At 71.9% G+C, this 22,081-nt stretch carries 23 protein-coding genes and 1 pseudogene; 15 read left to right on the top strand and 9 right to left on the bottom strand.

Going from position 1 to position 22,081, the window contains the following annotated elements; genetic code table 11:
* Window positions 1-142: 142 nt before the first annotated feature.
* Window positions 143-970 carry a TnsA-like heteromeric transposase endonuclease subunit gene (locus PV364_RS37970; protein ID WP_319665489.1) on the bottom strand — a complete coding sequence of 276 codons (828 nt, stop codon included), beginning with the start codon at window positions 968-970 and terminating at the stop codon, window positions 143-145.
* Window positions 971-1,188: 218 nt separating this feature from the next.
* Between PV364_RS37970 and argC the strand changes: the two genes are divergently transcribed.
* Genes argC through PV364_RS37940 form a run of 6 tightly spaced genes read left to right on the top strand, consistent with a single transcriptional unit; the run spans window position 1,189 to window position 6,309 of the window.
* Window positions 1,189-2,217 carry an N-acetyl-gamma-glutamyl-phosphate reductase gene (argC, locus tag PV364_RS37965; protein ID WP_319665488.1) on the top strand — a complete coding sequence of 343 codons (1,029 nt, stop codon included), beginning with the start codon at window positions 1,189-1,191 and terminating at the stop codon, window positions 2,215-2,217.
* On the top strand, window positions 2,214-2,408 hold the full coding sequence (locus tag PV364_RS37960) for a hypothetical protein (RefSeq protein WP_319665487.1): 195 nt from the start codon (window positions 2,214-2,216) through the stop codon (window positions 2,406-2,408). The genes argC and PV364_RS37960 overlap by 4 nt, the downstream gene beginning before the upstream one ends.
* Window positions 2,405-3,556: a bifunctional glutamate N-acetyltransferase/amino-acid acetyltransferase ArgJ gene (gene argJ, locus PV364_RS37955; RefSeq protein ID WP_319665486.1), complete on the top strand. Its 1,152-nt coding sequence runs from the start codon at window positions 2,405-2,407 to the stop codon at window positions 3,554-3,556. The genes PV364_RS37960 and argJ overlap by 4 nt, the downstream gene beginning before the upstream one ends.
* Entirely contained in the window at window positions 3,553-4,506 is a 954-nt protein-coding gene (argB, locus tag PV364_RS37950) for an acetylglutamate kinase (protein ID WP_319665485.1), read from the top strand. Before argJ ends, argB begins: the two co-directional genes overlap by 4 nt.
* Window positions 4,503-5,759 carry an acetylornithine transaminase gene (locus PV364_RS37945; protein ID WP_319665484.1) on the top strand — a complete coding sequence of 419 codons (1,257 nt, stop codon included), beginning with the start codon at window positions 4,503-4,505 and terminating at the stop codon, window positions 5,757-5,759. Before argB ends, PV364_RS37945 begins: the two co-directional genes overlap by 4 nt.
* A gap of 7 nt (window positions 5,760-5,766) precedes the next feature.
* Entirely contained in the window at window positions 5,767-6,309 is a 543-nt protein-coding gene (locus PV364_RS37940) for an arginine repressor (RefSeq protein WP_319665483.1), read from the top strand.
* Between the two features lie 31 nt (window positions 6,310-6,340).
* Here the strand turns inward: PV364_RS37940 and PV364_RS37935 are convergent, their stop codons facing one another.
* The 4 genes from PV364_RS37935 to PV364_RS37920 are packed head-to-tail and all read right to left on the bottom strand — an operon-like array spanning window position 6,341 to window position 9,878.
* Window positions 6,341-7,120: an SDR family oxidoreductase gene (locus tag PV364_RS37935; RefSeq protein WP_319665482.1), complete on the bottom strand. Its 780-nt coding sequence runs from the start codon at window positions 7,118-7,120 to the stop codon at window positions 6,341-6,343.
* A gap of 34 nt (window positions 7,121-7,154) precedes the next feature.
* Window positions 7,155-7,892 (bottom strand): FAD:protein FMN transferase, encoded by a 738-nt coding sequence (locus tag PV364_RS37930; protein ID WP_319665493.1) that lies wholly within the window; start codon window positions 7,890-7,892, stop codon window positions 7,155-7,157.
* Window positions 7,893-7,936: 44 nt separating this feature from the next.
* Window positions 7,937-8,485, bottom strand: a complete 549-nt coding sequence (locus PV364_RS37925) for an FMN-binding protein (protein ID WP_319665481.1) — start codon at window positions 8,483-8,485, stop codon at window positions 7,937-7,939.
* 7 nt (window positions 8,486-8,492) lie between these two features.
* A complete protein-coding gene (locus tag PV364_RS37920; RefSeq protein WP_319665480.1) occupies window positions 8,493-9,878 on the bottom strand; it encodes a ferredoxin reductase family protein in 1,386 nt (461 codons plus the stop codon).
* A 318-nt stretch (window positions 9,879-10,196) separates the two neighbouring features.
* Between PV364_RS37920 and PV364_RS37915 the strand changes: the two genes are divergently transcribed.
* The 4 genes from PV364_RS37915 to PV364_RS37900 all read left to right on the top strand — a co-directional run bounded on the left by PV364_RS37915 (window position 10,197) and on the right by PV364_RS37900 (window position 15,019).
* On the top strand, window positions 10,197-11,390 hold the full coding sequence (locus PV364_RS37915; RefSeq protein ID WP_319665479.1) for an argininosuccinate synthase: 1,194 nt from the start codon (window positions 10,197-10,199) through the stop codon (window positions 11,388-11,390).
* Window positions 11,391-11,483: 93 nt separating this feature from the next.
* Window positions 11,484-12,911 carry an argininosuccinate lyase gene (gene argH, locus PV364_RS37910; protein ID WP_319665478.1) on the top strand — a complete coding sequence of 476 codons (1,428 nt, stop codon included), beginning with the start codon at window positions 11,484-11,486 and terminating at the stop codon, window positions 12,909-12,911.
* Between the two features lie 108 nt (window positions 12,912-13,019).
* Window positions 13,020-13,583, top strand: coding sequence for a TetR/AcrR family transcriptional regulator (locus PV364_RS37905; protein WP_319665477.1), 564 nt, complete (start codon window positions 13,020-13,022; stop codon window positions 13,581-13,583).
* Window positions 13,583-15,019, top strand: coding sequence for an MFS transporter (locus PV364_RS37900; protein WP_319665476.1), 1,437 nt, complete (start codon window positions 13,583-13,585; stop codon window positions 15,017-15,019). Before PV364_RS37905 ends, PV364_RS37900 begins: the two co-directional genes overlap by 1 nt.
* A 422-nt stretch (window positions 15,020-15,441) precedes the next feature.
* On the opposite strand, the pseudogene PV364_RS37895 reads toward PV364_RS37900, so the two are convergent.
* Window positions 15,442-15,543 (bottom strand): annotated as a pseudogene (locus PV364_RS37895) (1-acyl-sn-glycerol-3-phosphate acyltransferase); the annotation flags it as partial.
* Window positions 15,544-15,619: 76 nt separating this feature from the next.
* Window positions 15,620-16,276: a lysophospholipid acyltransferase family protein gene (locus PV364_RS37890; protein ID WP_319665492.1), complete on the bottom strand. Its 657-nt coding sequence runs from the start codon at window positions 16,274-16,276 to the stop codon at window positions 15,620-15,622.
* 302 nt (window positions 16,277-16,578) lie between these two features.
* Here PV364_RS37890 and PV364_RS37885 point away from each other — a divergent pair, with 302 nt between their 5' ends.
* The 3 genes from PV364_RS37885 (at window position 16,579) to PV364_RS37875 (ending at window position 19,008) form a co-directional block, all read left to right on the top strand.
* Entirely contained in the window at window positions 16,579-17,778 is a 1,200-nt protein-coding gene (locus PV364_RS37885; RefSeq protein ID WP_319665475.1) for a glycerophosphodiester phosphodiesterase, read from the top strand.
* A gap of 73 nt (window positions 17,779-17,851) precedes the next feature.
* Window positions 17,852-18,382 carry a sigma-70 family RNA polymerase sigma factor gene (locus tag PV364_RS37880; RefSeq protein ID WP_319665474.1) on the top strand — a complete coding sequence of 177 codons (531 nt, stop codon included), beginning with the start codon at window positions 17,852-17,854 and terminating at the stop codon, window positions 18,380-18,382.
* Between the two features lie 122 nt (window positions 18,383-18,504).
* Window positions 18,505-19,008, top strand: a complete 504-nt coding sequence (locus PV364_RS37875; protein ID WP_319665473.1) for a GNAT family N-acetyltransferase — start codon at window positions 18,505-18,507, stop codon at window positions 19,006-19,008.
* A 7-nt stretch (window positions 19,009-19,015) separates the two neighbouring features.
* On the opposite strand, the gene PV364_RS37870 is transcribed toward PV364_RS37875, so the two are convergent.
* Window positions 19,016-19,468 carry a hypothetical protein gene (locus tag PV364_RS37870; protein ID WP_319665472.1) on the bottom strand — a complete coding sequence of 151 codons (453 nt, stop codon included), beginning with the start codon at window positions 19,466-19,468 and terminating at the stop codon, window positions 19,016-19,018.
* Entirely contained in the window at window positions 19,461-19,829 is a 369-nt protein-coding gene (locus tag PV364_RS37865) for a hypothetical protein (RefSeq protein WP_319665471.1), read from the bottom strand. The genes PV364_RS37870 and PV364_RS37865 overlap by 8 nt, the downstream gene beginning before the upstream one ends.
* 457 nt (window positions 19,830-20,286) lie before the next feature.
* On the opposite strand from PV364_RS37865, the gene PV364_RS37860 reads away from it, so the two are divergent.
* A complete protein-coding gene (locus PV364_RS37860; RefSeq protein WP_319665470.1) occupies window positions 20,287-21,333 on the top strand; it encodes a methionine ABC transporter ATP-binding protein in 1,047 nt (348 codons plus the stop codon).
* On the top strand, window positions 21,330-22,049 hold the full coding sequence (locus PV364_RS37855) for a methionine ABC transporter permease (protein WP_319665469.1): 720 nt from the start codon (window positions 21,330-21,332) through the stop codon (window positions 22,047-22,049). The genes PV364_RS37860 and PV364_RS37855 overlap by 4 nt, the downstream gene beginning before the upstream one ends.
* The last annotated feature ends 32 nt before the right edge of the window (window positions 22,050-22,081 follow it).

The raw sequence follows: 22,081 nt of genomic DNA, 5'->3' as shown, positions 1-22,081 counted from the left end.
TCAGCCGGTGGCCGTTTGTCTATGCGGGCACCAACCCGGACGCCGGAGCAAACCCCCGGATCAGGTCCAACCCGCTACACCACTTCCAAGGACGCAACCTCGATCCGAAGGACGACGTCCACGGCCAGATCGATCAGCGCCATCACTGTTCCTTGTGTCGGCTGCCTCGCCAGATAGGCGAGGTGTCTCCGAGGGGCATGCCCAAGTCGACGCCAAGACGGCGGCGCCAAAGCAGGTGCACCGCGTGGGCGCGTGCGACCACCGGCAGCGATGTCGAGGCAACCAAGTCCCCGAAACTTGATCCGTTCGCGGACTCCTCCAACTGACCTTGTAGGCCGAGTTGGTCGTCCAGCGGGCGGCGGCGAGCAGATAGCTGGTCAAGCACACTCCATACGTGCGGCCGCCAGCCGGTGACTACGAGGTACTGCCAGCCGCAGGCAGCCGCTACCGCGCCTGCGGCGGCGAACTTCAGGGCATCGGTGCTGCGGATCAGCGCCTGTGGGCGGACGTCGAAGAGCCATCGCGTACCGTCCGTCATTACTGCCAGAAAGTCGGGAACATGGCGGCTGAGACCGCCATCGTGTTCGAACGTCAGCCGAAAGGGCTGCGGGAGCACCTCAATCACGCGTAGGAAGTCGAGGGCCGTGAGGAGTCGGGCTTCTTCTAAGGACTCGAAACCGTGCAGCCGTCCCGTCGACACCATGTACTGCAGACCCGGACGGTGTCGTTGTCTGGCTCGCCAGGTAAAGGTGCGTGCCGGCTCCGCGTCAAAGACGGGGGCTTCAGCCAGGTCGCGTACCGGCCAGATCGCCTCGTCTCCGGCGAATCGCAGCGCTGCTGACCATCTCCTCTGCCAGCCGTTGCCCAGTGACAACTGCATCCGGGCGGCGTTGGTGGGTGCGTAGGGAGGGACCAGATCACCTAAGACGCACACATCGGATCGGATGCCGGCTCCCATCTGTGCTTCCATCTCACCAGGGGAGCACCACGAAGTACGCGGCGTGTACACATCTTCGTAGATGATCGCAACTTACAGTGATTGGTCTGCGATGTAGGTTCGGCCCGCCAACTAGCGATCGTAACCGCCAACTATCGGTCGCCGTCACAGGCGTGACCGGCGGGATCGCGCCAGGGCTTTGCATAAAAGTTCCGGCGGCCGTATAGTCATGCCATCGACGAGGAGGGTCCATGGCATTCCGGGCAGCGGTGGCGGGTGCGAGCGGTTACGCGGGCGGAGAGGTGCTGCGCCTGCTACTCAACCACCCCGAGATCGAGATCGGCACGCTCACGGCGAACTCCAGCGCCGGGCAGCGCCTCGGCGGCCTGCAGCCGCACCTGCTGCCGCTCGCGGACCGCGTCCTCCAGCCCACCGACCCCGAGGTGCTCGCCGGGCACGACGTGGTCTTCCTCGCCCTGCCGCACGGCCAGTCGGCGGCCGTCGCGGAACAGCTCGGGGAGAACGTGCTGATCGTGGATTGCGGCGCCGACTTCCGGCTCACCGACCCCGCCGACTGGGAGCGCTTCTACGGCAGCCCGCACGCCGGCACCTGGCCGTACGGCCTGCCCGAGCTGCCGGGCGCGCGCACCGCGCTCGCCGGGACCCGCCGCATCGCGGTGCCCGGCTGCTACCCCACCGCCGTCTCCCTCGCGCTCTTCCCGGCCTACGCGGCCGGACTGGTCGAGCCCGAGGCCGTCGTCGTCGCCGCGTCCGGCACCTCCGGCGCGGGCAAGGCGGCCAAGCCGCATCTGCTCGGCAGCGAGGTCATGGGCAGCATGACCCCGTACGGCGTCGGCGGCGGCCACCGGCACACCCCGGAGATGATCCAGAACCTGTCGGCGGCAGCCGGTGAGCGCGTGACGGTCTCCTTCACCCCGACGCTGGCCCCCATGCCCCGCGGCATCCTCGCCACCTGCACCGCTGCCGCCCGGCCGGGCGTCACCGCCTCCGCCGTGCGCGCCGCGTACGAGAAGGCGCTCGCGGACGAGCCCTTCGCGCACCTGCTGCCCGAGGGGCAGTGGCCGGCCACCGCGTCGGTGGTCGGCTCCAACGCCGCGCTGGTGCAGGTCGCGTACGACGAGGCGGCCGGCCGGATCATCGCCATCAGCGCCATCGACAACCTCACCAAGGGCACCGCCGGCGGTGCCGTGCAGAGCATGAACATCGCCCTCGGCCTGCCCGAGGAGACGGGCCTGAGCACCGTCGGGGTCGCGCCGTGACCCCCCGCCCCGCCACCCGCGCGCGCCGCGCCGTCGCCGTCCTGCTGACCCGGGCGGCTCCCTGTGACACGGCACCCGGCACCGGCGCCACCACCGCCCACACGGCCACCGAGCCGCACCAAGGCACCATGACGAAGTCCGCCCCCACCCGGTGGACCACCGCGGAAGCGACGAAGGAGACCACAGCGTGAGCGTCACGGCAGCGCAGGGATTCACGGCGGCCGGCATCGCCGCCGGGATCAAGGAGAACGGCAACCCGGACCTGGCCCTGGTGGTCAACAACGGTCCGCGCCTCGCCGCGGCCGGCGTCTTCACCTCCAACCGCGTCAAGGCCGCCCCCGTCCTGTGGTCAGAACAGGTCCTGCGCGGCGGCCAGGTCTCCGCCGTCGTCCTCAACTCCGGTGGCGCCAACGCCTGTACGGGCCCGCTCGGCTTCCAGGACACCCACACCACCGCCGAACGCGCCGCCGCCGCCCTCGGCCACAGCGCCGGCGAGGTCGCGGTCTGCTCCACGGGACTCATCGGCGTGCGCCTGCCCATGGACAAGCTGCTGCCGGGCGTGGACGAGGCCGCCGCGGCCCTGTCCCCGCACGGCGGCGAGAAGGCCGCCATCGCCATCAAGACCACCGACACCGTCCACAAGACCGCCGTCCACGACGGCGACGGCTGGAGCGTCGGCGGCATGGCCAAGGGCGCGGGCATGCTCGCCCCGGGCCTGGCCACCATGCTGGTGGTGATCACCACCGACGCCGACCTGGACTCCGCGACGCTGGACAAGGCGCTGCGCGCCGCCACCCGCACCACCTTCGACCGCGCCGACTCCGACGGCTGCATGTCGACCAACGACACCGTGCTGCTGATGGCCTCCGGCGCCTCCGGCGTCGCCCCCGCGTACGAGGACTTCGCCGCGGGCGTCGAGCGGGTCTGCGCCGACCTGGCCCGCCAGCTGATCCGCGACGCCGAGGGCGCCTCCAAGGACATCAAGATCGAGGTCGTCAACGCCGCGACCGAGGACGACGCGGTGGAGGTGGGCCGTTCCATCGCCCGCAACAACCTCCTCAAGTGCGCCATCCACGGCGAGGACCCCAACTGGGGCCGGGTGCTCTCCGCGATCGGGACGACCTCGGCCGCCTTCGAGCCCGACCGCCTGAACGTGGCCATCAACGGCGTCTGGGTCTGCAAGGCCGGCTCGGTCGGCGAGGACCGCGAGCTGGTCGACATGCGCTACCGCGAGGTGCACATCACCGCGGACCTCGCCGCGGGCGACCGGACCGCGACGATCTGGACCAACGACCTGACCGCCGAGTACGTCCACGAGAACAGCGCCTACAGCTCATGAGCGCGCGCAAGCACACCGCCCTGCCCAAGGCGCAGATCCTCGTCGAGGCGCTGCCCTGGCTGACCCGCCACAACGGCAAGACCGTCGTGGTCAAGTTCGGCGGCAACGCCATGGTCGACGAGGAGCTGAAGGCCGCGTTCGCGCAGGACGTCGTCTTCCTGCGGCACGCCGGGCTCAAGCCGGTGGTCGTGCACGGCGGGGGCCCGCAGATCAGCGCGCAGCTCGACAAGCAGGGCCTGGTCAGCGAGTTCAAGGCGGGGCTGCGGGTCACCACGCCCGAGGCCATGGACGTCGTGCGCATGGTGCTGGCCGGGCAGGTGCAGCGCGAGCTGGTCAACCTCCTCAACCAGCACGGCCCCCTCGCGGTCGGCATGACCGGCGAGGACGCCCACACCATCAGCGCCACCCGGCACCGTCCGGTCGTCGACGGCGAGGCCGTCGACATCGGCCGGGTCGGCCAGATCACCGCGATCGACACCGGCGCCATCGAGGCCCTGCTCGACGACGGCCGTATCCCGGTCGTCTCCTCCATCGCCCGCAGCGCCGACACCGGCGACGGCGCCGGGGTCTACAACGTCAACGCCGACACCGCGGCCGCGGCCCTCGCGGCCGCCCTCGGCGCCGAGACCCTGATGGTCCTCACCGACGTCGAGGGCCTCTACGAGGACTGGCCCCACAGCGACGAGGTCATCAGCCGGCTCACCGCGAGCGAGCTGGAGAAGCTGCTGCCGGAGCTGTCGAGCGGCATGGTCCCCAAGATGGAGGGGTGCCTGCACGCCGTGCGCAACGGCGTGAACACCGCCCGGGTCATCGACGGGCGCGTCCAGCACTCGATCCTGCTGGAGATCTTCACCGACGAGGGCATCGGCACCATGGTGGTGCCCGACCCCGCGAACGGCATCGCTGACGGCATCGCGAACGGAAACGCGCACGGAGGGGGACGGGCATGACCGGGACCGGGAACCACGGCAACCAGGCCAACCACGGCAACCACGGCAACCAGGGCAACCAGGCGCTCACCGAGCGGTGGCAGGGCTCCTTGATGGACAACTACGGCACACCGCGGCTGCCCCTGGTCCGCGGTGAGGGCGCCACCTTCTGGGACGCCGACGGCAACGCGTACCTGGACTTCCTCGGCGGCATCGCCGTCAACGCCCTCGGCACCGCGCACCCCGCCGTCGTGCGCGCCGTCTCCGAGCAGATCGCCACCCTCGGCCACGTCTCCAACTTCTTCGTCGCCGAGCCCACCGTCGCCCTCGCGGAGCGGCTGCTGCAGCTGTCCGGGCGGCCCGGGCGCGTGCTCTTCTGCAACTCCGGCACCGAGGCCGTCGAGGCCGCCTTCAAGATCGGCCGGATGACCGGCCGCACGCACATGGTCGCGACCGAGGGCGGCTTCCACGGGCGCACCATGGGGGCCCTCGCGCTCACCGGACAGCCCAAGAAGCAGGAGGCCTTCCACCCGCTGCCCGGCGACGTGACGCACGTGCCGTACGGGGACACCGAGGCGCTGCGCGCCGCAGTGACGCGGGAGACCGCCCTGGTGGTGCTGGAGCCGATCCAGGGCGAGAACGGCGTCGTCGTCCCCCCTGCCGGCTACCTCGCCGCGGCCCGCGAGATCACCCGGGCGGTCGGCGCCCTGCTCGTCCTGGACGAGGTGCAGACCGGCATCGGCCGCACCGGCCACTGGTTCGAGCACCAGGCGCAGGGCATCGAGCCCGACGTCGTCACCCTTGCCAAGGGGCTCGGCGGCGGACTGCCCATCGGCGCGGTCCTCGCGTTCGGGCCCGCCGCCGACCTGCTGACCCCCGGTCAGCACGGCACCACCTTCGGCGGCAACCCGGTCGCCTGCGCCGCCGCGCTGGCCGTCCTGGACACGATCGCCGCCGACGGCATCCTGGAGAACACCAAGCGGCAGGGGGAGAAGCTGCGGCAGGGGATCGAGGCGCTGGGCCACCCACTGGTCGATCAGGTGCGTGGTGCGGGCCTGCTGCTGGGTATCGTGCTCACCGAGCCGCTCGCCGCCCAGGTGCAGAAGGCGGCTCAGGACGCCGGACTCCTGGTGAACGCCGCCGTACCCGACACGGTGCGGCTCGCCCCGCCGCTCATCCTGGGTGACGCGGAGGTGACGGCCTTCCTCCGGGAGCTGCCGGGGGTGCTGGACGCCGTCCGGGCCCAGCACGAGGGATCGCGAGCCGGAGAATGACACGACGATGAGCGAGGCGCAGCAGCAGGGCGGCGGAGCCGCGGCCGTACCGCAGACCCGGATGGCACGCCACCGGCGGATCGTGGACATCCTGAACCGGCTCCCGGTGCGGTCGCAGAGCCAGCTCGCCAAGCTGCTCGCCGACGACGGGCTGACCGTCACGCAGGCGACGCTCTCCCGGGACCTCGACGAGCTCGGCGCCGTCAAGATCCGCACCAACAACGGTGAGTTGATCTACGCGGTGCCGAGCGAGGGCGGATTCCGCACACCGCAGGCGCCGCTGGGCGAGTCGGTGAAGGAGGAGCGGATGCGCCGCCTGGCCAGTGAACTGCTGATCTCCGCCGAGGCCTCGGCCAACCTCGTCGTCGTGCGTACGCCCCCGGGGGCCGCGCAGTTCTTCGCCTCGGCGATCGACCAGGCCGAGGTGTACGACATCCTCGGCACCATCGCGGGCGACGACACCGTCATGCTGATCAGCCGCGACCCCTCCGGAGGGCAGGCGGTCGCCGACCACCTGCTGCGTCTGGCCGGGGGCGGCGCCGAGCGATGAGCCCGGCGCCACGCGGCTTCCTGACGGGTGATCAGGCGACCGGGCTGAGACCGCCGTCGAGGTTGATGCCGGTGCCCGTCACGTAGGCGGCGCGGTCCGAGAGCAGGAACGCGACCAGGTCCGCGAACTCCCCGGCCCGCCCCACCCGGCCGAGCGGGATGCCGGACTCGCGGCCCATCGTGGCGTACAGCTCCTCGACGGTGATGCCCCGCTCCGCGGCCAGGCGGTCCCACTGCCCGCTCTCGACGAGGCCGACCAGCACGGCGTTGACCCGGATGTTGTCGGGGCCGAGCTCCTTGGACAGCGCCTTGGTGAGGGCCAGGCCCGCGGCCCGGGACACCGAGGTGGGAGTGCTGCCCGCTCCCGGTGCCTTGGCGGAGACGGCGAGGGTGTTGACCACACTGCCGCCCCCCGCGGCGCGCAGGTGCGGCAGCACCAGCCGGGTCAGCCGGACCGCGGCGTGCAGCTTGAGGTCCAGGTCCTCCTCCCACACCGAGTCGTCCTGGCGCTCGAAGAATCCGGCCGCGCTGCGGCCGGCGTTGTTCACGACGGCGTCGACGCGCCCCCAGCGGCCGTCGGCGGCGGAGACGAAGCGCTCCAGGTCCTCGGTACGGGTCACGTCGGCGGGGACACCGAGGACGTCCGCCCCGGTGGCACCCAGGTCCTTGACCAGGCGCTCGATGCGCTCGGCGTCGCGGCCGCACAGCGCCACCTTGGCGCCCTCGGCGGCCAGCCGCCGGACCAGGGCCGCGCCGAGGCCGTCGGACCCTCCGGTGACGAGCACGACCTTGTCGCTCAAATGCAGATCCATGGGACGCATTCTTGCCACCGCGAACCGCTGATCGTCAAGCGCTCAACTGGGCGGTGAGACCCCCGAATCCCCGGGTCTGCCAGGTGGAGCCCTCGGCGGTGACGGCGAACGCCTCCGTGCCGGGGAGTTCTTCCAGCCATTCCCGCGCGGCCCGGCCCATCGCGTACCCGGCGGTGGCCCGCACGTCGGCCTCGGTGAGCCCGGGGCAGACCACGGTGAGCGAGGCGAGGCCGTCCGCGGGCGGTTGGCCGGTGTGCGGGTCGAGGATGTGGCAGCCGCGCTCGGCGGGACCGGAGGTGGCGACGGCGAGTTCGCCGTCCGCGCACTCCACCACGGTCGCGAGGCCCCCCGGCCGCAGCGGGTCGGCGATGCCCACCCGCCACGGGCCGCCGGTGAGCTGGACGTCCCCGCCGCCGTTGACGCAGACCGACTCCGCGCCGGCGGCGGCGATGGCGCGCGCGGCGCGTTCCACCGCCCAGCCCTTCACCAGCCCGGTGGGGTCGGGCGCGGTGTCCGGCCCCGCGTAGCGGAGGGTGAACCAGCCGCCGGTGGCGAGCTCCGCCTCCGCGCAGCGCCGCAGCACCTCCCGCACCTCCAGGGAGCAGTCCTGGGGGCCGAGTTCGCCGCGGCCGAGTCGGCTGACCTCGCTGTCGGGGCGGTAGGTGGAGAACAGTGCGTCGGCCTCGTGGAGCCCGGCGACCGCCGCCTCCAGGGCCGCCCGCACCCGCGGGTCACGGGCGCCGCGGACGTCGAAGGAGAACACCGTCCCCATGCAGTGTTCGACGTGGCGCAGTCGAGGGGGGTTGTCGGACACGGTCAGACACCGGCCTTGTCCAGCGCGCTCTGCAGGGACTGCTGGTAGCCCTGGCTGGTGAAGGAGGCACCGGAGACGGTGTCGATGGCCGCGCTCTGCGCGGTGACCGCCGCCTGGTTGAGCCGTGGGATCGCGGAGGCGGTCAACTGGTCGCTCATCGGTGTGCCGTTCGGGGCCTGAACGGCGGTCGCCGCGGTGATCCGCCCGCCCTCCACGGTGATGCTGACCTGCACCGGCCCGTAGCTGGTCTGCGCCACGTCCCCGGTGACCGTCCGCTTGGCGGGTGCGGCTGGCGCCGCGGGCCGGGCGGACGCGGCGGGGGAGCCGGCCGGCGTCCGGCGCGCCGGTCCTGACGGCTCCGTCACCGGCACCGTCGGGTCGCCGCCCGCCGCGGAGGGCTCCGCCGACACCGGCGGCCGCTGCGGCGCCCGGACCCCCGCCTGCGAGGCGAAGGGCGCCGTCGTCGGCTTCAGCGCCAGCAGCAGCACGATGGCGGAGACGGTTGTCGCACCGGTCAGGACGATCCGGCGGAGCGGATGCTTCTTCTTCACGGGCACCTCACAGCTCGAAGGACTCGTGGTGGATGCGGCGTTCGGGCACTCCGGCCTCGCGCAGCGCGGAAAAGGACTCCTCGGCGAGCCCGGGCGGCCCGCACAGGAAGACGTCGTGCTCCTCGATGTCCGGCAGCATCCTGCGCAGCGCCTGCGCGGTGATCTCCGGACGGGCCCCGCCCGGGCCGTTGACCGCGTAGACCAGGCGGGCGCCGCGCTCGGCGGCGATCTCCTGCAACTCGGCCCACAGCGCCAGGTCCTGCTTGCTGCGCGCGCGGTAGAGCAGCGTGAGGTCGCCGCGCGCGGCCGGCAGCGTCTCGAACAGTGCCCGCAGCGGGGTGATGCCCGCACCGCCGGCCAGCAGCAGTACTTTGCCGCCGCGGCGCCGCGAGGCGGTCATCGCGCCGTACGGCCCCTCCGCCCACACACGGGTGCCGGGCCGCAGCCCGGCGAGTGCCGAACTGTGCCCGCCGACCGCCTTGACGGTGATGCGCAGCAGGTCGGGCCGCGGCGGCGCGGACAGCGAGTACGGGTGGGAGCTCCACCGCAGCCCCTCGGCCATGAACCGCCAGCGGAAGAACTGGCCGGGCTCCGCGCCCAGCCGGTGCAGTCGCCGCCCCCTGATCAGCACCGACACCACCCCGGGCGCCTCCTCCACGGTCTCCTCGACCCGCATGCGGTGCTTGAGGTTGAGCCGGACGGGGACCAGCACGCGGTACCAGAGCACGAGGCCCGTGACCGTGCCGTAGAGGGCGTACCAGACGCCGCGCGCCGTCGCGTCGCCTGCGAACTCCGCGCCGGTGGCGAGCTGGTGCCAGAACGTCAGGTAGACGGCGGCATAGGTGAGCAGGTGGATGTAGTACCAGGTCTCGTACCGCAATCTGCGGCGCAGCGCGCCCGCCGAGAGGAAGCCGATGAGCAGCAGCAGCCCGGTGCCGATCGTCGCCTTGATCATCTCGGGGTAGTCCAGCACGACGCTCGTCGTCTGCCGGGCGATCGGCAGCCCGGACTGCGCGGAGTAGCCCCAGAGGACGAGCACGACGTGTGCCACGACCAGCGAGATCGCGTAGCGGCCGGTCATCGCGTGCCAGCGGGCGACCCGGTCGGAGCCGACCCGCCGCTCCAGGGCCGGGACCCTGGCCATCTGGAGGACGACGAGGGAGATCGCGTAGCCGCCGAGCAGGCCGGTGATCCGGCCGGCGGCGATCAGCCGGTCGGCCGTGACCGGCCGGACGTAGGGGGTGTTGCCCCACCACAGCCAGACGACCCCGGCGGCACCCGCCCAGGCCAGCAGGAGCAGGGGGACCGCGGGGGAGCGGCGGGGACGGATCCGGCGCATGGCCTGCCGTCTGCCCGCCCTGCTGTTGTGGATCATCGTGCTCGTGGCCGCCATGCGGTGGGGTACGGGCGGGAGTTCGAGGTGACTCAAAGCGGGGCTTCGCCTGACGGCCGGGGCGGGGGTGTGCTACGTGCTGCGCGCGGCGCGCCGTTGTGCCGCGGCGGGCGCTGTGCCGGTGCTCGGGTGCGGGTGCGGGTGCGGGTGCGTGTGCGGGTCGTGCGGTTCCCCGCGTCCCTCCGGGGTGGGTTCCCGTGCCTGCGGCACGGCTGTGACCTGCGGCGACACGGCCGATTGACGAAACATACGGGGGAGTGCATACTTATACCCAACAGCGTATGCACCCTCAGGCCTCGCGCACCAAAGGAGAGACCCGTGACCGAGCGCGTCGTACTCGCCTACTCGGGCGGACTGGACACCTCCGTCGCCATCGGCTGGATCGCCGAGGAGACCGGCGCCGAGGTCATCGCCGTGGCCGTGGACGTCGGCCAGGGCGGCGAGGACCTGGACGTGATCCGCAAGCGGGCGCTGGCCTGCGGCGCGGTCGAGGCCGAGGTCGCGGACGCCAAGGACGAGTTCGCCGACGAGTACTGCCTCCCGGCGATCAAGGCCAACGCCCTCTACATGGACCGCTACCCGCTGGTCTCCGCCCTCTCCCGGCCCACCATCGTCAAGCACCTGGTGGCCGCCGCGAAGAAACACGGCGCCTCCGTCGTCGCCCACGGCTGCACCGGCAAGGGCAACGACCAGGTCCGCTTCGAGGCCGGCATCTCCTCCCTCGCCCCCGAGCTGAAGTGCATCGCCCCGGTCCGCGACTACGCGATGACCCGCGACAAGGCCATCGCCTTCTGCGAGGAGAAGAACCTCCCGATCGCCACCACCAAGAAGTCCCCGTACTCGATCGACCAGAACGTCTTCGGGCGGGCCGTCGAGACCGGCTTCCTGGAGGACATCTGGAACGCCCCGATCGAGGACGTCTACGAGTACACCCAGAACCCGGCCACGCCCCGCGAGGCCGACGAGGTGGTCATCAGCTTCAAGCAGGGCGTCCCGGTCGCCATCGACGGCAAGCCCGTCACCGTCCTGCAGGCGATCCAGCAGCTCAACGAGCGTGCGGGTGCCCAGGGCATCGGCCGGATCGACATGGTCGAGGACCGGCTGGTCGGCATCAAGTCCCGCGAGGTGTACGAGGCGCCGGGCGCGATCGCGCTGATCACCGCCCACCAGGAGCTGGAGAACGTCACCGTCGAGCGCGAGCTCGCCCGCTACAAGCGGCAGGTCGAGCAGCGCTGGGGCGAGCTGGTCTACGACGGCCTGTGGTTCTCCCCGCTCAAGCGCGCCCTGGACGGCTTCATCAACGAGGCCAACCAGCACGTGTCCGGTGACATCCGGATGACCCTGCACGGCGGCCGCGCCGTCGTCACCGGCCGCAAGTCCGCCGAGTCGCTGTACGACTTCAACCTGGCGACGTACGACACCGGTGACACGTTCGACCAGTCCCTCTCCAAGGGCTTCATCGAGATCTTCGGCATGTCGTCGAAGATCGCCGCCAAGCGCGACCTGGCCTAGTCAGTAGCCTCGACCACGGCAGACCGCCTCCCCGCCCGTCCCACGGCGGGGAGGCGGTCGCACATCGACCCACCGACGGAAGCGAGCGAAGAGTTGAGCAGCAACACCGGTGACGTCCGGCTCTGGGGCGGCCGTTTCGCCGACGGTCCCGCGGAGGCGCTGGCCAGGCTGTCGGCGTCCGTGCACTTCGACTGGCGGCTCGCGCCGTACGACATCGCCGGCTCCCGCGCCCACGCGCGCGTGCTCACCGCGGCGGGCCTGCTGACCGAGGACGAGCTCACGCGCATGCTGGCCGGCCTCGACCAGCTGGAGGCCGACGTCGCCGACGGCAGCTTCACCGGCACGATCGCCGACGAGGACGTCCACACCGCCCTGGAGCGCGGCCTGCTGGAGCGGCTCGGCCCCGACCTCGGCGGCAAGCTGCGCGCCGGCCGGTCCCGCAACGACCAGGTCGCCACGCTCTTCCGGATGTACCTGCGCGACCACGCCCGCGTCATCGGCGGCCTGGTCGCCGAGCTCCAGCACGCCCTGGTCGCTCTCGCCGAGGCGCACATCGACGTCGCCATGCCGGGCCGTACCCACCTGCAGCACGCGCAGCCGGTGCTCTTCGCGCACCATGTCCTCGCCCACGTCCAGGCGCTGTCCCGGGACGCGGAGCGGCTGCGGCAGTGGGACGAGCGCACGGCCGTGTCGCCCTACGGCTCCGGCGCGCTGGCGGGGTCCTCGCTCGGCCTGGACCCGCAGGCAGTCGCGCGGGACCTCGGGTTCGAGCACGGCTCGTCGGCCAACTCCATCGACGGCACCGCCTCGCGGGACTTCGCCGCCGAGTTCGCCTTCATCACGGCGATGATCGGCGTCGACCTGTCGCGGATCGCCGAGGAGGTCATCATCTGGAACACGAAGGAGTTCTCCTTCGTCACCCTCCACGACGCCTTCTCGACCGGCTCGTCGATCATGCCGCAGAAGAAGAACCCGGACATCGCCGAGCTGGCGCGCGGCAAGTCCGGCCGCCTCATCGGCAACCTGACCGGACTGATGGCCACCCTCAAGGCCCTTCCGCTCGCGTACAACCGCGACCTCCAGGAGGACAAGGAGCCGGTCTTCGACTCCTGCGACACCCTCGAGGTGCTGCTGCCGGCGTTCACCGGGATGATGGCCACCCTCACCGTCAACCGCAAGCGCATGGAGGAGCTGGCCCCTGCCGGTTTCTCCCTGGCCACCGACATCGCGGAGTGGCTGGTCAAGCAGGGCGTCCCGTTCCGGGTGGCGCACGAGATCGCCGGTGAGTGCGTGAAGGTCTGCGAAGCCGAGGGGATCGAGCTGGACCAGCTGACCGACGAGCAGTTCGCCAAGATCTCCCCGCACCTGACCCCCGAGGTGCGGACCGTGCTCGACGTGCCCGGCGCGCTGGCCGCCCGCAACGGCCGGGGCGGCACGGCGCCCTCGGCGGTCGTCGTCCAGCTCGCCGAGATCAAGCGGGACCTGGCCGTCCAGCTGGCCTGGGCGCAGGCCAAGAGCTGACCGGCCGCCTGTCCGGCGGTTCGGCCCGGCCGGGGTCCCAGACCCCGGCCGGGCTTCTTTGTCGTCACGTATGAGACGTTAATGTCTCATACGGAGTACCCTTGTCTCATGAGTTTCGATCGTGAGCAGGTCCTGCGCGACACGGCCGACCTGCTGTCCCGTCGCGCCACCGCCTCCATGGACGAGATCGCCAAGGCGGCGGGCGTCAGCCGGGCCACCCTGCACCGGCACTTCCCGGGACGGGACGCGCTCGTGCGCGCCCTCGGCACGCTCGGCATCGAGCAGACCGAGGAGTGCCTGGACGCGGCGCGCATCGAGGAGGGCGACCCCGTCGAGGCCGTCCGCCGGCTCATCACCGAGGCCATGCCCGTCTCCGGCTTCCTCGCCTTCCTCTACGGCGAGAACCAGCTCTACGACCTGGACGAGATCAACGACGGCTGGGCGCGCATCGACGCACGCGTCGCCGCGCTCTTCCGCCGCGGCCAGGAAACCGGCGCCTTCCGCCACGACCTGGCGCCCGCCTGGCTCGTCGAGGCCCTGTACGCGCTGATCGCCGCCTCCGCCTGGTCCGTCCTGGACGGCCGGATGGCTCGGCGGGACTCCGCGCGCATGGTCACCGACCTGCTGCTCGGCGGCATGCTGCGCGCCCCCCGCGAGACCGGGAGCACCTGATGGCCACCCTCGCCCGGGTCACCACCCCCCGCCGAGGGGGCCGCGGGCACCCCTCCCGCTGGCTCGCGCTCGGGGTACTGACCCTCGCCCTGCTGCTCGTCGCCGTCGACGCCACCGTCCTGGGCCTGGCCATCCCCTTCCTCACCGAGGACCTGAGGCCCACCTCCACCCAACTGCTCTGGATCGGCGACGTCTACTCCTTCGTCATCGCCGGCCTGCTGGTCTCCATGGGCAGCCTCGGCGACCGCGTCGGCCGCAAGCGGCTGCTGCTCACCGGTACCGCCGCCTTCGGCGCGCTGTCGGTGTTCGCCGCGTACGCCACCACGCCCGGGACGCTCATCACCGCCCGCGCGCTCATGGGTGTCGCCGGCGCCACGCTCATGCCGTCCACCCTCGCCCTGATCCGCACCCTCTTCCCCGACGCGCGCGAGCGCAGCTTCGCCATCGGTGTCTGGGGCGCGGTGTCCACCGCGGGCGCCGCGCTCGGGCCGGTCGTCGGAGGGCTGCTGCTGGAGCACTTCTGGTGGGGCTCGGTCTTCCTCATCAACCTGCCGGTGACGGCCGTACTGCTGGTCGTCGGCGTGCGCCTGCTGCCCGAGTCCCGCGATTTTGGCTGCGGGCCGTGGGACCCGGCGAGCGTCCTGCTGTCGCTGATCGGCATGTTCGGGGTCGTCTACGCCGTCAAGCAGCTCGCCGTCCACGGGCCGGGACCGGCCGCGCTCGGGACCGGACTGCTCGGCGCGGCCTGCCTGTACGGCTTCGTCCGCCGTCAACTCGCGCTGCCCGCACCGCTGCTGGACATGCGGCTGTTCCGGCACCGCGGCTTCTCCGGGGCGGTCCTGGCCGACCTGCTCACGGTGCTCGGGCTCGCCGGGACGGTCTTCTTCCTCTCCCAGTTCCTCCAGGAGGTCCAGGGCCGCTCCCCGCTCCAGGCGGGACTGTGCGAACTGCCCGCCACGCTCGGCGCGGCGGCGACGGGCCTCGTCGCGGGCGCCGCCGCCCGGCGCTGGTCGGTGCGGGGCGCGGTCGCGGGCGGGCTGGGTGCCACCGGGCTCGCGCTGGTCGCCCTGCTGGCCCTGCGGCCCGACTCGGGCTACCTGTTCCTCGGCTCCGCCCTGCTCGTCGTCGGCGCGGGGGCCGGGCTCTCGTACACGGTCACCGCCGACGTCATCCTCTCCAGCGTGCCGCCGGCGCAGGCCGGCGCCGCGTCCGGTGTCTCCGGGACGGCCTACGAACTCGGCGCGGCCCTCGGCGTCGCCCTGCTCGGCTCGATCGTCACCGGCATCTCGGGCGGTCCGGCCTCGGCGGCGCCCGCCGCCTTCACCGACGGCCTTGGGGCGGCTTCCGCTGTGGGCGGCGGCGTCCTGCTCCTCGCGGCCGCGGCGGCGTGGCGCCTTCTGCGCGGCCAGCGGCTCGCGGGTTGCGCCCGGCGCTGAGTGCTCCGCGCGGGTGCGTCATGGTTCGCCGCGCCCCTTGGGGCCCTTCGGCGTACCGGCGAATTCCTTTCGCGGGATTGGGCTGATCGTGGCCCGACCGGGCGATGGTGTGTTCCGTGCGGATACATCGTGGCTCGTCGCGCAGTTCCCCGCCCTTTGGGACGCGACGTCGTTCCGGCGCGAGACCCTCGCGCGGTGGGCTCACGCCCCTGGAAGGTGCCGGAGGTGCGTTGTGCGCAGAGAGCGCCGAAGTCCACTCCTGGCAGTACGTCAGGCACCGCTGCGCCAGCCGATGGTGGCGATCCCCGGGAGCGGGGGGCGCACCCGTTCGCCCGAAGGGGCGCGGGGCACTGCGTGACCGGCCACAGGCGGCGCGGGAGGCGACGGAGGGGCAGACGCCACGCGGCCGTCGCGTGGTCGGCGGCCTTGGTGGCGTGGACGTCGACGTACCTCTGGCCGCCCAGCCGCATCACGTGGCTCATGACCTCGTCGGTGACGGCGCGCAGGGCGTAGCGCACCCGTTCGCCCGAAGGGGCGGGGGGAACTGCGCGACCGGCGGCGACGCATCCGTGCGCGGCCCCAGGCGGCGCGAAGCGGACGCTACGCGGCCGTCGCGTGGTCGGCGGCCTTGGCCGCCTTGGCCTTGGTGGCGTAGACGTCGACGTACTCCTGGCCGCCCAGCCGCATCACGTGGCTCATGACCTCGTCGGTGACGGCGCGCAGCACGTAGCGGTCGCGGTCCATGCCCTCGTAGCGGGAGAACTCCAGGGCCTTGCCGAAGCGGACCGTGAAGCGGTGGACGCGGGGCACGCCGGCGCCGCCCGGCTGGATGCGGTCGGTGCCGACCATGGCGAAGGGGACGACGGGGGCGCCGGTCATGAGGGCCAGGCGGGACACGCCGGTGCGGCCGCGGTAGAGGCGGCCGTCGGGGGAGCGGGTGCCCTCCGGGTAGATGCCGAAGACCTTGCCCTCGTCGAGGATCCGACGTCCGGTCATCAGGGCGGCGACACCGCCGTGGCCGCCGTCGCGGTCCACGGGGATCATGCCCACGGAGGTGAAGAACGCCGCCATGAGGCGGCCCTTGAAGCCGGGGGTCGTGACGTACTCGTCCTTGCCGATGAAGAAGACCTGCCGCTTGACGACGAGTGACAGGAACATCGAGTCGATGAAGGTGACGTGGTTGCCCGCGAGGATGACCGGTCCGTCGCCCGGGATGTGCTCCGCGCCCTCGACCCTGGGGCGGAACAGCACGCGCATCAGTACTCCGAGCAGCGCCTTGAGGATGATGCGGAACAACGGGTCCTCCGGTCGTGGTCGGCAGAGGTCCGGCGGGACTCTGCGCAGGGTCTCGCTCACCAGTGTGCGCCTCCCCCGTCGACGACGATACTTCCGCGGCGCCGCGACACGCACACCGGGTTCACACGACCGGCACGCATTGTTGATCTGCGTTTCCGCCATGTTCCGACGACGGCCGCCCGGCTGAAAGGACCGCCCGCCTACGATGCGCCCGTCGCTTGGCAGGGACCGGACACATGTTCGGCCGATTCGAGGGAGCGCACATGACGCACGAGCAGCAGGGCCAGGACCAGGGCCGGGGTCCCGGTCGCCGGGCACTGATCGGGGCGGCGGCCGCCTTCGGGGCCGCCGCCTCCGTCCTCGGTGCCGCCGGGAGCGCGGCGGCGAACGGGCGCGAATCCTCGCACGGATCGTCGCGCGGCTCCTCGCACGGACCGGTGAGAGCCCTCCCCGTGCCCACCGTCGTCGGCCACCGCGGCGCCAGCGGCTACCGCCCCGAGCACACCCTCGGCTCCTACCAGCTCGCGCTGGACCTCGGCGCCGACGTGATCGAGCAGGACCTCGTCCCCACCAAGGACGGCCACCTGGTCTGCCGCCACGAGCCCGAGATCGGCGGCACCACGGATGTCGCCAAGCACCCGGAGTTCGCCTCCCGCAGGACCACGAAGACCATCGACGGTGTGGCCACCACCGGCTGGTTCACCGAGGACTTCACCCTCGCCGAGCTGAAGACGCTGCGCGCCGTGGAGCGGCTGCCCGCACAGCGCCAGCACAACACCCTCTACGACGGCCACTGGGAGATCCCCACCTTCGAGGAGGTGCTGCGCTGGGCCGACGAGCAGGGCCGCAAGCGCGACAAGGCGGTGTGGCTGCACGTCGAGACCAAGCACCCCACCTACTTCCGCGGCATCGGCCTCGGCCTGGAGGAGCGGGTCGCCGGGCTGCTGCGCCGCTACGACCGCGACGGGCGCAACTCCCCGCTGTTCCTGGAGTCCTTCGAGCCCACCAGCCTCCAGCGGCTCGGCGCGCTGGGCCTGCGCAACCCCAAGGTCTTCCTGCTGGACGCGGCCACCACCCGCCCGTACGACCTCGTGGTGGCGGGCGACCCGCGCACCGTCGCGGACCTGGTCACCCCGGCCGGCCTGAAGTGGATCGCGGGCTTCGCGCAGGGCATCGGCCCCACCGTCAACCTGATCATCCCGCGGGACGCGGCCGGCAACCTCGGCACGCCCACCACGCTGGTGCGCGACGCCCACAAGGCCGGGCTGATCCTGCATCCCTTCACCATGCGCAACGAGAACGCCTTCCTGCCGGCCGACTTCCGCGTCGGCGCCGACCCGAACGCCTACGGCGACGCCTTCGGCGCCTTCCAGGTCTACTTCGAGCAGGGCATCGACGGCATCTTCTCCGACAACTGCGACACCGCGCTGCTCGCCCGCGCGGCCTTCGTCAACAAGGCGTGACTCCGCTGCCGCGCACGGGTGGTTCCCCGGCCAGGGGGCAACCACCCGGCGCGGCACGGGTGTCCCGCCGGACATGACCGCTCACGTACGACACGACGAACTGGCCGGCATCCGGCCGCTGCTCGCCGCCGAGGCCGCGGCCGAATCCGTACCCGGCGCCGTCGAGGCCGCCGACCTCGAGCAGTCCGTGTGGCTGCGCCTGCTGGAGCTCCCCGAACCGCCCGCCGACCCCTCGGCCTGGCTGCGCCGCGCGGTGCGTGCCGAGGCCCGGCTCGCCGGACGGCACGCCCGCCATGAGACGTCGCTGGCTCCGGGTGCGCTGGGGGCGCACGCCGCGGCGCAGGCGCCCACCGCGGAACAGCAGGTGCTCGCCGCCGAGCGGCGCCGCGCCCTGCTGGCCGCCGTGGGCCGGCTGCCGGGGCGCTGCCCTGAGCTGGTATCCGCCCTGATCTCCCGTTCCGACCTCACTTACCGTGAAATCTCCCGGGAGTTGGGAATCTCACAGGGCAGTCTGGGTCCGCTCCGTTCCCGCTGCCTGAGTTGCCTGCGTACGATCCTCGCAACCGGGGTTGCATCTCCCGTACGACGGGGTAATGCACCGTAAACAGTCGGCGACAGGGCGCTTGTGCGCGGCCGCGCCGTGTTTCCGGTTCCAGTCAGGGCAACGTCCTGGGCGCCCCCTCACCCCTTGTGCGCCCGGGCGACTCGAAGGGGAGGCCAGCGCACATGGGCATGAGCGTGACCATCTCTACCGCGATGGGCGAAGACGCCGAAAAGATCCTCAAACTGCAATACCTGTGCTACCAGAGCGAGGCGGAGCTTTACGGCGACTACGGCATCGAACCGTTGACGCAGACCCTCGACGCGCTGCGCGCGGAGCTCACGCAGGGCACGGTCCTGGTGGCCAGGCTCGGCGAGGAGGTGGTCGGCTCGGTCCGCGGCGCGGTCGACGAGGACGGCACCGCCAGCATCGCCAAACTGATCGTCCACCCGCGCATGCAGCGGCACGGCCTCGGCGGCCGGCTGCTGCGGGCCATCGAGGAACGGCTGGCCGACGATCTCCAGGCCAAGCGCTACCGCCTGTTCACCGGTCACCGCAGCGAGTTCAACCTGCGGCTGTACCGCAAGCTCGGCTACGCGCAGGTGGGCACGGCCGAGCCGGTCAGCGGCCGGCTGAGCCTGGTGCACATGGAGAAGCCGGCGGCGCAGACGTACGCCGCCAGCGCCTGAGCACGGATCAGGAGGCCTTCTGTGGCTGCGCCGCCCGGCGCAGCCACAGAAGGCCGCTGACCGGGATCACCACGGGCAGGAACACATAGCCCATGCCGTAGTCCGACCACACCGTCTGGTCGGGGAAGGCCGAGGAGTCCACCAGCGTCAGCGTGCCCACGGTCAGTACGCCGATCAGCTCCAGCGTGCAGCTGACCAGGGCCACCTTCCGGGCGCCCTCGCCGCCGCGCCACAGCGCCACCGTGATCACCGCGTACACGGTCCCGGCGAGCAGGGAGAGCAGGTAGGCCAGCGGCGCCTCGTCGAACTGCAGGACGATCTGCACGATCGCGCGGGACAGCGCGGCGACCGTGAACACCCCGTACAGGGACAGCAGCAGCCGTCCCGGGCCGCGGCCGATCCCCTTGGCGCCGGTGCCGGACACGGCCTCCGGCGCGGTCCCCTCGGCGGTCTCAGGCACTGACGCCTCCCCAGATGTCGTACAGCCGCACTTCCAGCACGGCCAGGATGAGCCCGCCCGCGGCCACGATCGCCGAGCCCCAGCGGGTGCGCTCGGTCAGCGACATGAAGGCCGCCGCCGGCACCGTGCAGGCCGCCCCGATCAGATAGGCGAAGAAGATCGTCGTCCCGTCGACCGGCTTCCCGCCCGTCGAGACCTTGATCACGCCGATCACCAGCTGCGCGAGTGCCAGCACGGCCACCACGGCCATGCCGATGAAGTGCCAGTCCTTGGTCGGCTGGTCCCGGAAGGCAGCGAAACCGCACCAGGCGGCCAGCAGCAGCGCCGTGGCGGAGACCACGATCGTGAGGACGTCGAGCATGGCGCGACTCTATTACGGTCGGGAACGACCGGATCCCACCCCCCGGGCTGTCCGCATCGCGGACAGCAGGACCGGATATTGGTACGCCGTTCGGCGGTCTGCTTTACTGGTGCGCATGACCACGACGAACCGCCGCTGCCGCGCGACCGAGGCGATGACGCCCGGTGTTCGTCGTATGTGTCGAATGTGTGCACGCTGAGGGCCCACGCCATCTGAGTCTCGCGCCCCGAAGTGAGACCCGCCCCTCCTGCCACGGATCGCACACCCCGATGGACCTGGACATGGAACCGCAGCTGTCCCTTTGCCGCTGCCGGCTGACGCACGACCCCCAGCCGCCCGGCACGCGCTGCTGACTCTCCCCACGCCCCCTCCGGGGCGCAGCCATGCCTGCCGATCGTGAATTCGCCCCCGTGCGCGGCTTTTGCGTGCCGCGCACTCGACAGTGACGGAATCCCCAGTGATCACCACAACGGGCCTGACCAAGGTCTACCGTTCCCACGGCCGGGACACGGTGGCCCTCGACGGCGTCGACCTGCATGTCCGCGAAGGCGAGGTGTTCGGCGTCGTCGGCCGCAGCGGCGCGGGCAAGAGCACCCTCATCCGGTGCGTCAACCTGCTGGAACGGCCCACCTCGGGCACCGTCGAGGTCGCCGGGCAGGACCTCACCGCGCTGGCCGGCCGCTCGCCGCGCGCCGGTTCCGCCCTGCGCGCCGCCCGCGGCCGCATCGGCATGGTCTTCCAGCACTTCAACCTGCTGTCCTCGCGCACCGTCCAGGACAACGTCGAACTCCCGCTGGAGATCCTCGGCGTCTCCGGACGGCAGCGTACGGCCAAGGCCCGCGAACTGCTCGACCTCGTGGGGCTCGCCGACAAGGCGCGCGCCTACCCCGCCCAGCTGTCCGGCGGCCAGAAGCAGCGCGTCGGCATCGCCCGCGCCCTGGCCGGAGACCCGAAGGTGCTGCTCTCCGACGAGGCCACCTCCGCCCTGGACCCGGAGACCACCCGCTCGATCCTCCAACTGCTGCGCGACCTCAACCAGCAGCTCGGCCTGACCGTGCTGCTGATCACGCACGAGATGGAGGTCGTCAAGGCGGTCTGCGACTCCGCCGCACTGATGAAGGGAGGCCGGATCGTGGAATCAGGCAAGGTCACCGACCTGCTCGCCACTCCCGGTTCCGAACTCGCCCACGAGCTGTTCCCGGTCGGCGGTGAGCCCTCCGGGCAGGACCGCACCGTCGTCGACCTCACCTTCCACGGGGAGGCCGCGACCGAACCGGTCATCTCGCAGCTCTCGCGCACCTACAACATCGACATCTCGGTGCTCGGCGCCGCGCTCGAGACCATCGCGGGACGCCAGGTCGGCCGGATGCGGATCGAACTGCCCGGAGCCTTCGAGGACAACGTGGTGCCCATCGGCTTCCTGCGCGAGAAGGGCCTGCAGGTCGACATCGCGCCGGCGACCGCCGCCGAGCGGGCCGAGCGGGTCGAGGGGGCCGCGAAGTGACCTGGTCCGAGATGCAGCCCCTGCTGTCGCAGGCCTGCGGGGAAACGCTGGTCATGGTCGGCTGGTCCACGCTGATATCCGTCGCGGGCGGCCTGCCGCTCGGCGTGCTGCTCGTACTGACCGACCGCGGCGGACTGCTCGCCAACGGCGTGTTCTCCAAGGCACTGGGCGCCGTGGTCAACGTGATCCGGTCGCTGCCCTTCGTGATCCTCATGATCTACCTGATGCCGTTCACCAAGTCCCTGGTCGGCACCACGATCGGTCCCGAGGCGATGATCGTCCCGCTGTCGATCGGCGCGATCCCGTTCTTCGCCCGGCTGGTGGAGATCGCCGTCCGCGAAGTGGACTCCGGTCTCGTCGAGGCCGTCCAGGCGATGGGCGGCAGCACCTGGACCGTCGTACGCAAGACCCTCCTGCCGGAGTCGCTGCCCGCGCTGATCTCCGCCGCGACCACCACCGTCATCGCCCTGATCGGCTACTCGGCCATGGCCGGGCTCATCGGTGGCGGCGGCCTCGGCGACCTCGCCGTCCGCTACGGCTACCAGCGCTTCGAGACCGGGCTGATGAACGTGACGCTGGCCGTCCTCGTCGTGATCGTCACCGCCGTCCAGTTGATCGGCGACCTCAGCGCCCGCGGCGTCTCGCACCGCGGCCGCGCCTCCGTCGCCCCCCGGCTGCGCCTGCTGCGCCGGGCCGCCGCCCCCGAGACCTCCTGACACCCGCACCACCGACACCGCTCAGAAAGGCA

This window comes from Streptomyces sp. MI02-7b (assembly GCF_033793585.1).
In the GTDB taxonomy this organism is placed as follows: domain Bacteria; phylum Actinomycetota; class Actinomycetes; order Streptomycetales; family Streptomycetaceae; genus Actinacidiphila.
Note: the sequence above shows the minus strand (reverse complement) of the source record. Positions and strands in the feature narration are given on the sequence as shown.

What these genes read in the sequence shown, in the direction of transcription:
- PV364_RS37885 (WP_319665475.1), top strand. Translation starts at nt 16,579, where the DNA reads ATGACGCACGAGCAGCAGGGCCAGGACCAGGGCCGGGGTCCCGGTCGC.
- PV364_RS37935 (WP_319665482.1), bottom strand. Translation starts at nt 7,120, where the DNA reads ATGGATCTGCATTTGAGCGACAAGGTCGTGCTCGTCACCGGAGGGTCC.
- PV364_RS37905 (WP_319665477.1), top strand. Translation starts at nt 13,020, where the DNA reads ATGAGTTTCGATCGTGAGCAGGTCCTGCGCGACACGGCCGACCTGCTG.
- argC (WP_319665488.1), top strand. Translation starts at nt 1,189, where the DNA reads ATGGCATTCCGGGCAGCGGTGGCGGGTGCGAGCGGTTACGCGGGCGGA.
- PV364_RS37865 (WP_319665471.1), bottom strand. Translation starts at nt 19,829, where the DNA reads ATGCTCGACGTCCTCACGATCGTGGTCTCCGCCACGGCGCTGCTGCTG.
- PV364_RS37970 (WP_319665489.1), bottom strand. Translation starts at nt 970, where the DNA reads ATGGAAGCACAGATGGGAGCCGGCATCCGATCCGATGTGTGCGTCTTA.
- PV364_RS37900 (WP_319665476.1), top strand. Translation starts at nt 13,583, where the DNA reads ATGGCCACCCTCGCCCGGGTCACCACCCCCCGCCGAGGGGGCCGCGGG.
- PV364_RS37940 (WP_319665483.1), top strand. Translation starts at nt 5,767, where the DNA reads ATGAGCGAGGCGCAGCAGCAGGGCGGCGGAGCCGCGGCCGTACCGCAG.
- PV364_RS37920 (WP_319665480.1), bottom strand. Translation starts at nt 9,878, where the DNA reads ATGGCGGCCACGAGCACGATGATCCACAACAGCAGGGCGGGCAGACGG.
- PV364_RS37945 (WP_319665484.1), top strand. Translation starts at nt 4,503, where the DNA reads ATGACCGGGACCGGGAACCACGGCAACCAGGCCAACCACGGCAACCAC.
- PV364_RS37890 (WP_319665492.1), bottom strand. Translation starts at nt 16,276, where the DNA reads ATGCGCGTGCTGTTCCGCCCCAGGGTCGAGGGCGCGGAGCACATCCCG.
- PV364_RS37930 (WP_319665493.1), bottom strand. Translation starts at nt 7,892, where the DNA reads ATGGGGACGGTGTTCTCCTTCGACGTCCGCGGCGCCCGTGACCCGCGG.
- argB (WP_319665485.1), top strand. Translation starts at nt 3,553, where the DNA reads ATGAGCGCGCGCAAGCACACCGCCCTGCCCAAGGCGCAGATCCTCGTC.
- PV364_RS37880 (WP_319665474.1), top strand. Translation starts at nt 17,852, where the DNA reads ATGACCGCTCACGTACGACACGACGAACTGGCCGGCATCCGGCCGCTG.
- PV364_RS37875 (WP_319665473.1), top strand. Translation starts at nt 18,505, where the DNA reads ATGGGCATGAGCGTGACCATCTCTACCGCGATGGGCGAAGACGCCGAA.